This is a genomic window from Massilia sp. S19_KUP03_FR1, assembly GCF_036688685.1.
In the GTDB taxonomy this organism is placed as follows: Bacteria; Pseudomonadota; Gammaproteobacteria; order Burkholderiales; family Burkholderiaceae_D; genus JALYUM01.
This window is the reverse complement of the sequence record NZ_JAQQPS010000020.1, coordinates 74,864-88,101: the sequence shown is the minus strand read 5'-3', so window position 1 is coordinate 88,101 and position 13,238 is coordinate 74,864. Positions and strand designations below refer to the sequence as shown.

Genomic DNA, 13,238 nt, shown 5'->3' with positions numbered 1-13,238 from the left:
AAAGCCCACGTTCACCTTCAACTTCCGATCTATGCCGTCTTTCGTACACCGCATCGCCCGCCACGACGACCTGCCCACCATCGTCGCCATCTACAACACCACCATCGCGTCGCGTGAAGTGACCGCCGACACGGAGCCCGTCAGCGTCGCCTCGCGCGAAGCCTGGTATGCCGAGCACAACCCCGAACGGCGCCCGCTGTGGGTGCTCCATGACGCCGCCGACCAGTCGGCCGAGCCGGCAGTCATCGGCTGGATGTCGTACTCGAATTTTTACGGCCGCCCGGCCTATTCGGGCACGGCGGAACTGTCGATTTATCTCGCCGAAGCCTGGCGCGGCAAGGGCCTGGGCCGCTACTGCCTGGAGCAGGCCATCGCGTTTGCGCCGCAAATCGCCGTGCACACGCTGCTTGGTTTCATCTTTGGCCACAACGCGCCCAGCCTCGCGTTGTTCCGCAAATACGGTTTCGAGACCTGGGCCAATTTCCCGCGCGTGGCCACCCTGGACGGCGTCGAGCGCGACCTGATCATTCTCGGCAAACGGGTCGCTTAGGCAGTTTTTAACATGACGCCTTACAATGGCGTCATGTATATCGACTCCCATTGCCACATCAATTTCCCGGACCTGGCCGTCCGCATGCCCGAGATCCTGGCCAAGATGGCCGAGAACAAGGTTACCCATGCACTGTGCGTGTCGGTCGACCTGCCCGACTTCCCGCAAGTGCTGGCCCTGGCCGAGCAGTATCCGCATATCTTCGCATCGGTTGGCGTCCATCCCGATTATGAAGACACGCCGGAACCAACCGTCGAGCAACTGGTCGAACTGTCGAACCACCCGAAAATCGTCGCCATCGGCGAAACCGGGCTCGACTACTATCGACTGGAGGGCGACCTCGAATGGCAACGCGCGCGTTTCCGCAACCATATCCGTGCTTCGCGTATCACGAAGAAGCCACTGATCATCCATACCCGCGCCGCCAGTGCCGACACCATCCGCATCCTGCAGGAAGAGGGCGCGGGAACCGACCAGGGCGGCGTGGCCGGCGTCATGCATTGCTTTACCGAGTCACTGGAAGTGGCGCAAGCCGCCATCGCCATGGGTTTCTATATTTCCTTCTCCGGCATCGTCACCTTCAAGAGCGCCAGGGATTTGCAGGCCGTGGCGCGCGTGGTGCCGCTCGAACGGATGCTGATCGAAACCGATTCGCCGTATCTGGCGCCGGTGCCGTTTCGCGGCCGCACCAACGAGCCGGGCTACGTCATGCACGTGGCCGAGTACATCGCCACGCTCAAGGATGTGCCACTGGCCGAGGTGGCGCGCCAGACCAGCGCCAATTTCTTCGAGCTGTTTCAATTTGCCCGGCAATAAGGCATGACCCGCACCCTTTCAGCGCGCTTGCTGGCCGCAGTTGTGGGCGCCTGCGCCGCCAGCGCGTTCGCACAAGGCGTGGCGCCCACCAGTGCCGAAGTCGCCCGCTTCTTTCAGGCGGTGCAACTCGACGATGCAGCGACCGTGCGCAAGCTGCTGGTGGCAACGGTCAACCCGAACCAGGTCAATCCGGTCGGCGGCGAGCCGGGGCTGGTGATGGCCTTGCGCGAGGGGTCGATGAAGGTGTTCGATGTGTTACTGGCCCAGCCGGGCCTGAAACTGGAAGCGCCTGCCCTGAACGGCAACACGGCGCTGATGATGGCGGCGTACCAGCACAACGCCCGCGCGATCGATACGCTGCTGGCGCGCGGCGCAGCCATCGCGCAAACCGGCTGGACAGCGCTGCATTACGCTGCTGCCGCCGGCGACGACGCCATCGTCGCGAAACTGCTGCAGCGTGGCGCGCCCGTCGACGCCACTTCGCCCCGCGCCAGCGGCGCGTTCACGCCGCTGATGATGGCGGCGCGCGAAGGCCACGACCGCACCGTGCAACTGCTGCTCAAGGCCGGTGCACAAGCGTCGCTGCGCAATGCCGAAGGCCTCGATGCGGCGCAGATTGCCGAGCGCGCCGACAAGCCGGACATTGCGGCAACGATCCGCGCCAACCTTGCGGCCAGCGGTGGATAATTTCTGAAAGGCAAGCGTCGAACTGACACGTAAATCCACGTGAGCTTGGCCGATGCTGGCACAATGAAGCATTCGATAATGGTGTCGCGGTGATAGCTTGCAGCAATGCCAGGCGGACCGTGCCGACGAATCCAAAAGGGAAACCATGCTGAACGAACGCGAAATTGAAAGCTGCTATCTGGGGCAGTTTATCCCAGTCCATTACCATCACAATATGCTGATGGACCAGAACCGGATGCACAGTTTCAAGTCCGCGATCCATTACGCGGTCCAGCCCGGCGCCAAGGTGCTGGAACTGGGCGGCGGCACCGGCGTGTTGTCCTTCTTCGCGGCCGACAAGGCCGATAAAGTTTACTGCGTTGAATTCAACCCGGACATGGTCCAGGAAGCGCGCCGCTTTCTCGCCCTGAACAAGAATGGCCACAAGGTCGAAGTTATCCACGCTGATGCGTTCGACTACCTGCCGCCGGAACCGGTCGATGTCGTCATCTGCGAAATGATTCACGTTGCCATGCTGCGTGAAAAACAGGTGGAAGTGATGGAATCGTTCAAGCGCCGCTACCTGGCGCGCTTCGGCGGCCCGTTGCCGCGTTTCTTGCCGGAAGCCGTGCTGATGGCGGCCCAGCCGCTCGAACACGAATACGATTTCGAAGGGTTTTATGCGCCCATCGTGCAGTTCCAGGAAACCACAGTAATTTACCCTGGCACCGTCGAACTGGCTGCGCCTGCGGTCTACAGCCTGCTCGACTTCAGCCAGCCGACCGACACCGCGATTGCCTGGCAAGGCCAGTTCGTCATCGAAAACAGTGGCAAGCTCAATGCCATGCGCTTCATCACCAAGAACATTCTGGCCGTGGTGCCGGAACGATCGAACACCATCGACTGGCTGAACCACTACATGACGCTGCCCTTGTCCAAGCCGCTCGACGTGGTGAAGGGCGACATCATCGACGTCAGCTTTGCCTACCGCGCCGGCGGCTCGATTCCATCGCTGCAGGCGTCGATCGTTACCGAGCGGGTTGCAATGCCGGTCATGGCGTTTGCGGGGACGGTAGCGGCCATGGCATGAAGGGCAGGGCCGGCAAGCAGTTGCCGGTTGCGGCCGAGCGTTTACAATGGCGCTTTGATTTCATTTGATTGCCAGCACCATGGAAAACCTCGACCTGCGTTACCTCGTTCAGCAAAACAAACTCAGCGATGCGGCCAAGCCGCCCGTGTTCGCGCGTGTCATGCGCAGCAAGGACGGCGCCTTCGAAGGGGTCTCCTTCATTAAAAACAAGGACAAGGCGACCGTCATGACGGTCGCCGAAGCCCAGCAGGTGATTGACTGGGCCGGCAGCAAGAAAGCCGCCGCTGCCGAATACCAGACCAAGATCATCTGCGTCGGCCAGTAAATTACCATTCATCGGCGCGTCAGGCCCTCTGTCGCAGCATCGCGCGGCCTGTCGCACGGCGCTGGCCCGCACCCATCACCGCCAGTAAGCTCCAGTCTTCTTTCTTTTGTCCGCGGAGTCGAGCATGCTGAGTTTCCTGATCTGGCTGGTGGTGCTGTTCCTGTGCTGGCCGCTCGCGCTGCTGGCCCTGCTGCTTTACCCTGTGGCCTGGCTGCTCCTGTTGCCATTTCGCTTGCTCGGCATCGGCGTCGAGGCGGTCTTTGAACTGCTGCGCGCCATCGTCATGCTCCCGGCCCGCATCCTGGGCGGGCCCCCGCGTCGATAGTGTTGGTTGATTAACAGACGGCAGCTCCGTTTGCGCTTATGCTGGTCTTGACTGCTTCACTCTGAAGCATGCCTTTTCGACACCATAGGAAACAACATTATGCGCATTGACATCTATCGCCGGGCCGAACACGACGGCAAATTCTCTTACCTGGCTGTTCCGGAAAGCAAAGCCATTCCGGAAGAAGCGACGAATACGGATTGGGAAGTAGAAAAGCGCGCATTCGAAGTGGAGGACGGCGCCAATCACCTGGCCGACTTCTCGATCGAACACCTGAGCGAGCAGATTGCAGAAAAAGGCTACGCGGTCACCGCATTGGCAGCCCAGTAAGGGGCGGCTCAGAAAGCGGAAAACAACACAGTTGCAGCGGGTGGTTGCGGTCTCAACCGCCTGAACCAGCCCGCGCCGACCTTGTTACTGCGCCAGCGGTCATCGCTTGTGACATGGACCCTGAACTGCTCGGATGCCAGCGCCATTGCAAGGTTCTGGGTCAGCGCATGCTAACCTGCTTTTGCCATCGAATGCGCGGATGACGGAATCGCCGCGATGGCCTGTTTGCAACGCATCGAACCGATGTTCACGATAGCGCCGGGACGCGCGCTGGCCGACGACGACGACGCGTCCTCCTTGCCCGAGAACGATGCGGGTTGTTTGCAGTCGCATCCCGCTCGTGCCGTCGATAACCAACAGCTTCTCGCCGGTAAATGCTTCGCTCATAGCAATCCCTCAAACTACCAACTAAATGGTAGGCTGATGTTGCAGAAAAAAAGTGCTGACCTCAGGTCAACACGGTAGAAAGAAACGTGTTTCCAACATCGGCCGGTCCGCGTGCCGATCGAATACCACGGCCCACCACCATTGAGCCTTCCAACGCGCACAAGAACGCCTCTGCGAGAGACTCTGCGGCGCAATTTGAGGTGATCAGCGCGGCACGCTGACCGTCGGCAATGACAAGCGTCAACCAGTCGAGATTGACTTTAAAGAATCGGTCAACCTCGCTCGTAACAGCGTCGGGCAGCGAGTCCGACTCGGCAGCCAGCATGGCGCAGACACAAAGGCGCCGGTCGCTGGCGAAGGTGCGTTCGAAAAGTGCCGCATACGCAGTTAGCCTGTCAGGCGCTTTCGCATGCTGCCCGTCGATGCTCAGCAACTCTTGACGAAACCGATGCGTGTAGCGCTGCGCGACCACGGCCACGAGCTCCCCTTTCTTGGGAAAGTGGTGGTGGATACTCGGCTTTTTGATGCCGACCAGTTGGGCCACATCGTCGTACGAAAAACCGTTGTAACCATGCCGCTGTATCAAGCCTTCAGCGGCATCAACCACGCGCTCGGCGGTCGGCGAGATTTCCGAGAAATGCCTCATGCAAGCGCCTCATTTGATGTGGCGACTGGCAGGTGGCCTGTCTTGACCAGGATGGTGCAGCCTTCATTGCTGAAGGGACGGTGAGCACTCAAATGCGGATTGCGCAGCCATGTGCCGGCAGGGTAGCTTCCAAACTCATCCTCAAAGACACCTTCCACGACATAGATTTCTTCACCGCCGTAGTGACGATGCGAATTGAATCGTGTCCCCGGCGCCCAGCGCACCAACGCCGTGTGCTGGGTGCCGAACGCAGAAAGTGGCATCACTGACAGACCCGGCACGAGGCCTTGAAACCATTCTCCGTTACAGGTGTCGACCACCGTGCGTTGGCTGTCGGAAAGATCAAGATGGCGCAGCTTGACAAACAACGTGCAACCCGTCGCGGAACCAGGTGCATGCGAAGAACCTGGTGGATTCTTGATGTAAGTCCCAGGCCCGAAGGTCCCGGACTCGTCGGTGAAAACCCCATCAAGAACAAGGATTTCTTCCCCCAGGTGATGAACATGGCGCTCGAACCGCGATCCTGGTGCATAGCGAACGATCGAGGTGGCCCGCGCCACTTCGTCGCCATCACGCTCCAGTAACTGGCGTTCAATCCCGGTCGCTGGCGAACCGACCCACTGTAAGCTTGCAGACTCGACGACAACACGCTGCAAAAGATCTGAATGAAGTTTCATAGCTCTCTTAATATACCGACTAATTGGTAGGTAGAATGCAATTTCCCGGTTCGTTTGTCAAGCAGCTTTCGCCATATTCTTCCACACACTGAAACAGTGCACCGGGTGCTTGTCCTGACACTGCTTCTCCGGCATTGCCGCCTCCGCGCACGCTGGCCCGGTATGCTATGCTTGCGCGTCCAGTTAACCGGTCATGCGCTTCGCCCAGAACGATGGCTTATCAAGGGGATGCGAATGAAATGGGCTGTCATCGGGTTTTATTTTTTGTCGATCTTGCACATCCACTTCCGTGGCAAAGTGCGGCTGCCTTTCGGGCGCCAGTTGTTCGACCACTCTTCCTTCATGGCCCCGATTAATGTGTTCATGCACATGTTTTCGCGCGTTCCCAGCACCCCGTATCTGCCTGTTGCCGATTTCCCCGATTTGCAACCGCTGCTGCTGAACTGGCAAGTGATCCGCGCCGAAGGCGAGAATTTGCTCGCGCTGAAAAAGATCAAGGCGTCCGAGCAGAATAACGACGCGGGTTTCAATTCCTTCTTCAAAACCGGCTGGAAACGTTTTTATCTGAAGTGGTATGACGCCAGCCATCCCTCGGCCGAAAAGTTTTGCCCGCAAACCTATGCGCTGCTCAAAGCCATTCCATCGGTAAAAGCGGCGATGTTCGCCGAATTGCCGCCCGGCGCCAAACTCAATCCGCACCGCGATCCGTTTGCCGGCTCGATGCGCTTCCACCTGGGCTTGACCACGCCGAACGACGACCGCTGCTTCATCGATGTCGATGGCGTGCGCCACAGTTGGCGCGATGGCGAAGGCGTCATCTTCGACGAAACCTATATTCACTGGGCCATCAACGGCAGCGACAGCGACCGCCTGATCCTGTTCTGCGACGTCGAACGCCCGATGCGCTTCGGCTGGATGGCGGCCATCAACCGCTGGCTGGGCCGCACCATGATGACCGCCGCGGCATCGCCGAATGAGACGGGCGACCAGACCGGTCTGGTCAGCAAGCTGTTCCGTATTTCCTTCGTGCTGGGCGGCTACCGCCGCCGTTACAAGGCGTGGAACCGCAACGCCTACAAGGCCACCAAGATCGGCCTGATCGTCGGCGTCGCCGCCCTCATTTACTGGCTTTAATCCGCAACACCGGCCCGGCACACCACCGGGTTGGCCGGATCGCGGCTCCATTCGCACCAGCCGCCGTCGTACACGCCAATCTCCTCCCACCCCATCAGCCAGGCATAGAAGAACGCCAGCGATGCGCGCCAGCCGGTGCCGCAATAAAACACTGCGCGCCGTCCGGGATGGATGCCGGCGTCCATCCAGATACGCCGGATAGCGTCCTGGTGCGCCATGCGGCCGTCGCCCCGGTGAAACTCGCTCATGCCATTGATATCGTCATCGTTCAGGATGCGGCCCCAGCGTGCACCGGGAATGTCGCCGCGCGCGGCGATGTACGGGTAGCCCGAGGTGTGACCCTGGTATTCCGGCCACGTACGCACACTGACCAGTACGCCCGGATCGTCGCGCCGGAGCCGGCGCACCGCGGCCATGTCGAGCAGATAGCCGGGATGGGCGGGAACGGCGGTCCCGAAGGTCGCGGCAGGTGGGTAGCTGGCGCCCGGGCCGGCTTCACCCGGCAAACCCAATGCCACCCAGCCATGGAAACCGCCGTCGAGCAGGCGCACGTCCGCCACCCCCGCATACAGCATCAGGTGGGCGGCGCGGGCCGCCGCCAGGTTGTTGCGGCCGTAAAGGATGACGATGCTATCGTGGCACACCCCGCAACGCAGCAACAGGGCGAGCAGCACGCTATCGTCGACCTTGTTCCACAGTGGCGCGCTTTCCAGTTGCGCGGTGTCGAGGTAGGCGGCGCCAGGAATGTGGCCGGCCAAAAAAGCGGGCAGGGCGCCGAAGCCGACCTCGAACAGGCGCACATCGCCTGCGGCCAGCGCCGCCAGGTCGGCGGGCGCGACCAGGTGCCGCCAGCGTGATCTACCTGTGTTCGACACCTTTTCTCCAACGACGCACCAAAGCCAGCAATTATAGGGGGGCGGGCCTGCTTGCGCGAGATTGCCAGTGCGCATGCGACAATTCGCGCCGGCGCATTGAACCTTTTGGCGCTGGCCGGGTATCTACCGGGAACAATGGAGAAGATGGACGTGGAGAGACGAGTTGACGACGCCGCCCTGCTGGCGCGCACGCCCGAGGGCGAAGCCTGCCTGATCGGCCGCATTGCGGGCGGCGATCGGCTGGCCTTCGAGGCCTTGTACCGCGCGTATTTCCCGCGCCTGGGGCGCTTTTTGCAACGCATGACCCGGAATACCACGCTGATCGAGGAAATCGTCAACGATACCTTGCTCGTGGTCTGGCGCAAGGCCGACACGTTCAACGGCACCAGCAAGGTGTCGACCTGGGTGTTCGCCATCGCTTACCGGCGCGCCTGCAAGGCTTTACAGGCCTTCGACGAGCCGGTCGAGGCCAGCATCGACGAGCGCGAAGGCCTGGCCAGCGACCGGCCCGAGTGGCAGTTCGAACAGCTGCGGCTGGCCCAGGCGGTCGACGGCGCGCTGGCCGCACTGCCGCTGGCGCAGCGCACCGCGTTCCAGCTGGCTTTTTATCACGACATGTCCTACATCGACATTGCCGAGATCATGGCAAGCCCCGTGAATACCACCAAGACGCGCCTGTTCCATGCGCGCAAACGCCTCGCTTTGCTGCTCGAAGACCAGCTGGAAGGAAGACCATGAAACCGCACGACTCCGACGCCGCAGGCCTTACCCATGCCGCCCACCACGAGGCGCAGAGCGTCTTGCCGTGGCTGGCCAATGGCAGCCTGGGCGGCGCCGAACTGGAACGGGTGCAGGCGCACCTGCATGGCTGCGCCGCCTGCCGGACCGATCTGGCCCAGCTGCACACGCTGCGCGCGGCCGAGCCGGCGCTGCTGCCCGGGCTGGACGTCGATGCTGCGCTGGCGCGCCTGCTGCCGCAACTCGATCAAGCCGATGCGCCGCCGCGCCAGGGCGCAGACTTGCCGGTGCAGCGTGGCTGGCTGGCCGCGAATGACCGCAGCTGGCTGCGTGCAGCGGTCGCCTTGCAATGCGGCGCCATCGTGGTATTGGCAGTGCTGCTGTGGCGCCCGGCCGCCGCGCCCGACGCCGATTACCGCGTGCTGGGCGCCAGCCCGGGCGTGCAGGGCAGCCTGATCGTCACCTTCAAGCCGGACACGCCGGAGCGCGAATTGCGCCGCATCGTGCGCGCCAGCGGGGCCCACATCAGCGGCGGCCCCACGGCCACGGGCGCCTGGTTGCTGGCTACCGCCGAAGCGCCGGCTGCAACCGCCACCCGCCTGCGCGCCGAAGCTGCGGTCACGCTGGCCGAGCCGCTCGGCACCGAAGGCCAGCCTTGAAGCGTCTGTTTGCCCTGCTGGCAGCCCTGGCGTTCGCACTGACCACGCCCGGGTGCGCGTTCGCGCGCGAGGCGCCGCTGGCCCAGGCGAATCTCGTCCCGGATGCATCGGCGCGACAGGTGCTGGTCATGCTGCGCCTGCCGGCGCGCCACTTCCGTCCGGATGGCTCGTACGGCGGCAATTACATGAATGACGGCGGCCAGGCCGCGCGGCGCCGGGTGGCGGCCGCCATCGCCGCCGACCACGGCCTGCGCCTGCGCGAGAGCTGGCCGATGCCTGCCATCGGCGTCGATTGTTTCCTGATGGAGGAGCCGGGCAGCGCACCGATAGCCGACGTGCTGGTAGCGCTGGCGAAAGATACCCGCGTGGTCTGGGCGCAAGCGCTGGCCGACTATCACGGCCTGGCCAGCAACGACCCCCTGTACCCGGTCCAGCCGGCCGCCCAGGATTGGCATCTGGCCGCGCTGCACCGCGTCAGTCTGGGACGCAACGTCACCATCGCCGTCATCGACAGCGGCGTCGACACCGGCCACCCGGATCTGGCCGGCCAGCCGGGCATGCGCCGCAACTTCGTCGAGGACGTGCCCGATGCGCTGGAAAAGCACGGTACCGCCGTTGCCGGCATCATCGGCGCCCGCAGCGGGAATGGCATCGGGATGGCCGGCATCGCGCCTGGCGCCAACATCATGGCCCTGCGCGCCTGCTGGGAAAGCGGCGGCCAGGCGGCGCGCTGCAACAGCATCACGCTCGGCAAGGCCCTGAACTACGCACTGGAAAACAGTGCCCGCATCATCAACCTGAGCCTGGCCGGACCGCCCGACCGCCTGCTGCAAGCGCTGCTCGATGCGGCGCTGGCGCGCGGCATCACCGTCATTGGCGCGGCCGATCCGGCGCGCCCGGACGGCGGCTTTCCCGCCTCGTATCCGGGCGTGATCGGGGTGGCGCGCAGCGGCGACCACCATCCCGTATCGGCCGGCATCTTGTACGCACCCGGCACCGACGTGCCCACCTGCGTACCCGGCGCGCGCTGGGGGATGGTGTCCGGGTCGTCGTACGCGGCGGCGCATGTCGCCGGCCTGGCGGCGCTGCTGGCCGAACTGCAGCCGCGCGCCAACGGCGCGGCGCTGCGGCGCGCACTCGAGGCCAGTGCCGTCAAGCCGCCGACTGTTCCTGGAACGTGGCCATTAACTGGTACGATAGACGCATGCGCCGCTTTAGCACGGGCGGCCGATTCCTGCGTTTGCCTATGTTCCCCGATTACCTCCACCGCCAACTACCCTGCGCCGCTCTTTCGCTAGTCTCCTCCTTGCTGCTGTGGTTTGCCGTTTCAGGAAGCGCGCACAGCCAGACCAGCTTTGACCTGACCCTCGCATCGCAATACGCCGCCCGCGGCGCCGCGCTGAGCACGGCGCCCGTCCTGCAATTGCGCGCCGAGCACGACGCCCAGAGCGAACGCTACGCGGGTTGGTATGCCGGCGCTTTTGGCTCGCCGATCCTGGTCGAAGGCCGTACCCAGGGCGAACTGGTCGCCTATGCTGGCCGGGCGCAGCGGATTTCGTCGACGCTGTCATGGGATGTCGGCGCCAGCCGCACCACCTTCCTGCGCGACGGCGGCGCGAATTACCACGAGTTCTATGCTGGCCTGGCCATGCGACGCGGCAGCGTGCGCGTGTTCTATTCGCCGGCCTATTATGGCGAAGGCCGCAACGCCTACCTCGACCTGAATGGCGCCTGGCCCCTGGGCGAGAACCTGCATGTGACGGCGCACGCCGGCCTGCTGCATCCCTTCGGCGACTACCCCGGCGCAGCCGCTGGCAGCGACTTGCGCATTGCGCTGGGTACCCAGGTGGGCGACGTCAGCCTGGAGGCCGGATGGCAGGTGAAAGCGCATGCCTATATGGAAGGCGGCAAGCCGGCGCCAGCCTTGAGCGCGAGCGCCAGCCTGCGCTTTTAAAGCCGCGAAAATATTTTTCTCTGAGTAATGAACCTTCTGCAATGTTGCGGGCATTAACGGTTCAAGTGTCCCTGGTCATCTCGACCATCGGCGCATTTTCCCAATCGGAGAGAAACATGAAAAAATGGATGGTAGCGTGCAGCATCGGTATGCTTTTTTCGGCCCAGCACGCGTTTGCGGCAGATTCCGCCGGCTGTGAAAAAGGCGGCTTCACGGCCCTTGGTAAAAGCGGCACTGTCACGACCTCCGTCGCGCCGGGCAGCGTTGGCTCGTTGTTCCACGTGCAGGGCAAGTATGTGCAGTTCGACGTCGACGCCACCTCGTTTGCCGTACTGAACTTCACGATGACTGGCGCGGCCAATGCGAACGACCTGACCGGCGGACGCGCCACCCCGGTTTTCGAGAGCAAAACCCCGGACCATCGCGGCCTCGTGCTCAACAGCGCCGTGACCCTGGAGCTGGGCGACGCCGGCATCACCGTCAGCCGCTCCGGCCCCGGTGTATCGATGAAGGTCACCTCGAAAGATTGCGCCAGCGGCGGCATTTTCCAGATGGAAGTGGCGCGCTCCGACGAAACGAAAACCGTCTTCACGCACAAGCTGGCCGAGAGCGCCTTCTATTTCGATAACCGCAATTTCCGCAACCGCGAAGGCGATACCGTCGCCTTCAAGGACACCACCCTGGTGGTGTCGTCGCGCGTCAATTTCGGCAATGACTATTCGCGCAAATTCGTCGGCCGCGACAGCGCCCAGTTCGCCGACCGGATCACGTCCCCGACCTGCACCAACAACATCGTCACCCGCACCGGCACGATCAGCAAGGTGCTCCATTGCGGCGCGGTATCGCAATGGTCGGTGTCGAGTGGCGGCCGTCTGGGCCAGGTGATGGGCGAAGACAGCACGGAAGTGGCGCCACCGCCGACCCAGTGCACCCATAAATGCCAGGCGCAGAACCAGGTAAAAGGGCAGTCGACGGTACTCGGCTTCCCGTTCCCGGTCGCCGAGGCTGACCGCCTCAAGGCGCGCCTGCCGCAGTAAGTCTGCCAGCAGGGCCATAGCGAGACCGCATCACTTTCGAGGTGCGCTCTCGCTTTTTTTATGCCGCTGCCGCGTCCGGCCGCAAGCCATCGAAGGGATCGGCCGCATCCATGTAGCGCATGGCCGAATCCACGTCGCGCCAGCCGACGTAATCCATCAGGGTTTTCAGGTCCCAGCCGCGCGCCGTGGCCCATGTCGCAAACCCGCGCCGCAAGGAGTGGCCGCTGTACTCACCGGCCAGCGCAATCCCGGCCGCGTGGAACAGCGCGCGCAGCAAAGGCACATAACTGTTGATGTGCAATCCCTCTCTGCCCAGATTGCCCCACCGGTCGACTGACCGGAACACCGGCCCATCCGCTAATCCCGACACCTCGATCCAGGCAAGGTAGGCCTCGACCGGGCACAGTGTGCGCAGCGCCGGCGCCCGGAAGGTCCTGCCACGCGCCTCGCGGTCGCCTTTCGACTGCGCCAGGAAGCACGTCATGCCGGCGCCGCGCACCGCGTCCACATGTTCGATGCGCAGGCGCGTGATCTCGTCGCCCCGAAACCCGCGCCAAAAGCCCAGCAGCAGCAGGGCGCGGTCGCGCAGGTGGCGCAGCTGGTCCGCGCGGCGCCCGCCCTGGGCCGCCAGCGCGGCGGCGTTGACCAGCCACGCATCAATCTGCGTCAACTGTTCCAGCTGGATCGGACGGGCCTGTTTTTGGCGCGCCGGGTGCAGCGCGCGGATGCCTTTCAGGACCTTGCGCACCATCTGCGCCTTGGTGGGATCAGGAAAACCGTGCTCCTTGTGCCAGTGCGCCAGCGCGGCCAGGCGTTGCTGGAGCGTGCTGACGGCCATCGTGCCGGCGTGTTCGGCAAGATAGCGGGCGACGGCGTCGGTACTGGCGGGCAGCAAGCCACCCCACTCGGACTCGAAATGCTGCAGCGCCGACCGGTAACTGCGCTCGGTATTTTCACGCGCGGCGGCACGCAGGTAAGTATCGACTGAATTCATGGGGCGGAATACGCAAAATAGCCAGGCAAGCAGCC

General features: G+C 63.3%; 17 protein-coding genes. 13 read left to right on the top strand and 4 right to left on the bottom strand.

The genetic code is table 11. From position 1 onward, the window contains the following. Positions 1–31: 31 nt before the first annotated feature. From V6M87_RS20850 to V6M87_RS20820, 7 genes are all read left to right on the top strand, one after another. Entirely contained in the window at positions 32–550 is a 519-nt protein-coding gene (locus V6M87_RS20850) for a GNAT family N-acetyltransferase (RefSeq protein WP_332878586.1), read from the top strand. A gap of 33 nt (positions 551–583) precedes the next feature. After that, positions 584–1,366, top strand: coding sequence for a TatD family hydrolase (locus V6M87_RS20845; protein WP_332878618.1), 783 nt, complete (start codon positions 584–586; stop codon positions 1,364–1,366). A gap of 3 nt (positions 1,367–1,369) precedes the next feature. Then, the gene (locus V6M87_RS20840; RefSeq protein WP_332878585.1) at positions 1,370–2,053 is read left to right on the top strand and encodes an ankyrin repeat domain-containing protein; all 684 of its coding nucleotides are present in this window, start codon (positions 1,370–1,372) and stop codon (positions 2,051–2,053) included. Between the two features lie 145 nt (positions 2,054–2,198). Continuing rightward, entirely contained in the window at positions 2,199–3,122 is a 924-nt protein-coding gene (locus tag V6M87_RS20835; RefSeq protein WP_332878584.1) for a methyltransferase domain-containing protein, read from the top strand. Between the two features lie 79 nt (positions 3,123–3,201). Next, the gene (locus tag V6M87_RS20830) at positions 3,202–3,447 is read left to right on the top strand and encodes a hypothetical protein (RefSeq protein ID WP_332878583.1); all 246 of its coding nucleotides are present in this window, start codon (positions 3,202–3,204) and stop codon (positions 3,445–3,447) included. A 124-nt stretch (positions 3,448–3,571) separates the two neighbouring features. Next, entirely contained in the window at positions 3,572–3,772 is a 201-nt protein-coding gene (locus V6M87_RS20825; RefSeq protein ID WP_332878582.1) for a hypothetical protein, read from the top strand. A gap of 99 nt (positions 3,773–3,871) precedes the next feature. Beyond that, complete coding sequence (locus V6M87_RS20820; RefSeq protein WP_332878581.1) at positions 3,872–4,102, top strand: DUF6139 family protein; 231 nt, start codon at positions 3,872–3,874, stop codon at positions 4,100–4,102. Between the two features lie 448 nt (positions 4,103–4,550). On the opposite strand, the gene V6M87_RS20810 is transcribed toward V6M87_RS20820, so the two are convergent. After that, a complete protein-coding gene (locus V6M87_RS20810) occupies positions 4,551–5,135 on the bottom strand; it encodes a TetR/AcrR family transcriptional regulator (RefSeq protein WP_332878580.1) in 585 nt (194 codons plus the stop codon). Next, entirely contained in the window at positions 5,132–5,812 is a 681-nt protein-coding gene (locus V6M87_RS20805; RefSeq protein ID WP_332878579.1) for a cupin domain-containing protein, read from the bottom strand. Before V6M87_RS20805 ends, V6M87_RS20810 begins: the two co-directional genes overlap by 4 nt. 234 nt (positions 5,813–6,046) lie before the next feature. On the opposite strand from V6M87_RS20805, the gene lpxO reads away from it, so the two are divergent. Further along, positions 6,047–6,946, top strand: coding sequence for a lipid A hydroxylase LpxO (lpxO, locus tag V6M87_RS20800; protein WP_332878578.1), 900 nt, complete (start codon positions 6,047–6,049; stop codon positions 6,944–6,946). Here the strand turns inward: lpxO and V6M87_RS20795 are convergent. Next, positions 6,943–7,821, bottom strand: coding sequence for a sulfurtransferase (locus V6M87_RS20795; RefSeq protein ID WP_332878577.1), 879 nt, complete (start codon positions 7,819–7,821; stop codon positions 6,943–6,945). The genes lpxO and V6M87_RS20795 overlap by 4 nt on opposite strands. 150 nt (positions 7,822–7,971) lie before the next feature. Here V6M87_RS20795 and V6M87_RS20790 point away from each other — a divergent pair, with 150 nt between their 5' ends. The 5 genes from V6M87_RS20790 (at position 7,972) to V6M87_RS20770 (ending at position 12,209) form a co-directional block, all read left to right on the top strand. Further along, on the top strand, positions 7,972–8,559 hold the full coding sequence (locus V6M87_RS20790; protein ID WP_332878576.1) for an RNA polymerase sigma factor: 588 nt from the start codon (positions 7,972–7,974) through the stop codon (positions 8,557–8,559). Continuing rightward, entirely contained in the window at positions 8,556–9,218 is a 663-nt protein-coding gene (locus V6M87_RS20785) for a zf-HC2 domain-containing protein (RefSeq protein WP_332878575.1), read from the top strand. Before V6M87_RS20790 ends, V6M87_RS20785 begins: the two co-directional genes overlap by 4 nt. After that, positions 9,215–10,516 carry a S8 family peptidase gene (locus V6M87_RS20780; protein WP_332878574.1) on the top strand — a complete coding sequence of 434 codons (1,302 nt, stop codon included), beginning with the start codon at positions 9,215–9,217 and terminating at the stop codon, positions 10,514–10,516. Before V6M87_RS20785 ends, V6M87_RS20780 begins: the two co-directional genes overlap by 4 nt. Positions 10,517–10,524: 8 nt before the next feature. Then, positions 10,525–11,172, top strand: a complete 648-nt coding sequence (locus V6M87_RS20775; protein ID WP_332878573.1) for a TorF family putative porin — start codon at positions 10,525–10,527, stop codon at positions 11,170–11,172. Positions 11,173–11,288: 116 nt separating this feature from the next. Continuing rightward, complete coding sequence (locus tag V6M87_RS20770) at positions 11,289–12,209, top strand: hypothetical protein (protein ID WP_332878572.1); 921 nt, start codon at positions 11,289–11,291, stop codon at positions 12,207–12,209. A 58-nt stretch (positions 12,210–12,267) separates the two neighbouring features. Here the strand turns inward: V6M87_RS20770 and V6M87_RS20765 are convergent, their stop codons facing one another. Next, positions 12,268–13,203: a site-specific integrase gene (locus V6M87_RS20765; protein WP_332878571.1), complete on the bottom strand. Its 936-nt coding sequence runs from the start codon at positions 13,201–13,203 to the stop codon at positions 12,268–12,270. Positions 13,204–13,238: the final 35 nt, after the last annotated feature.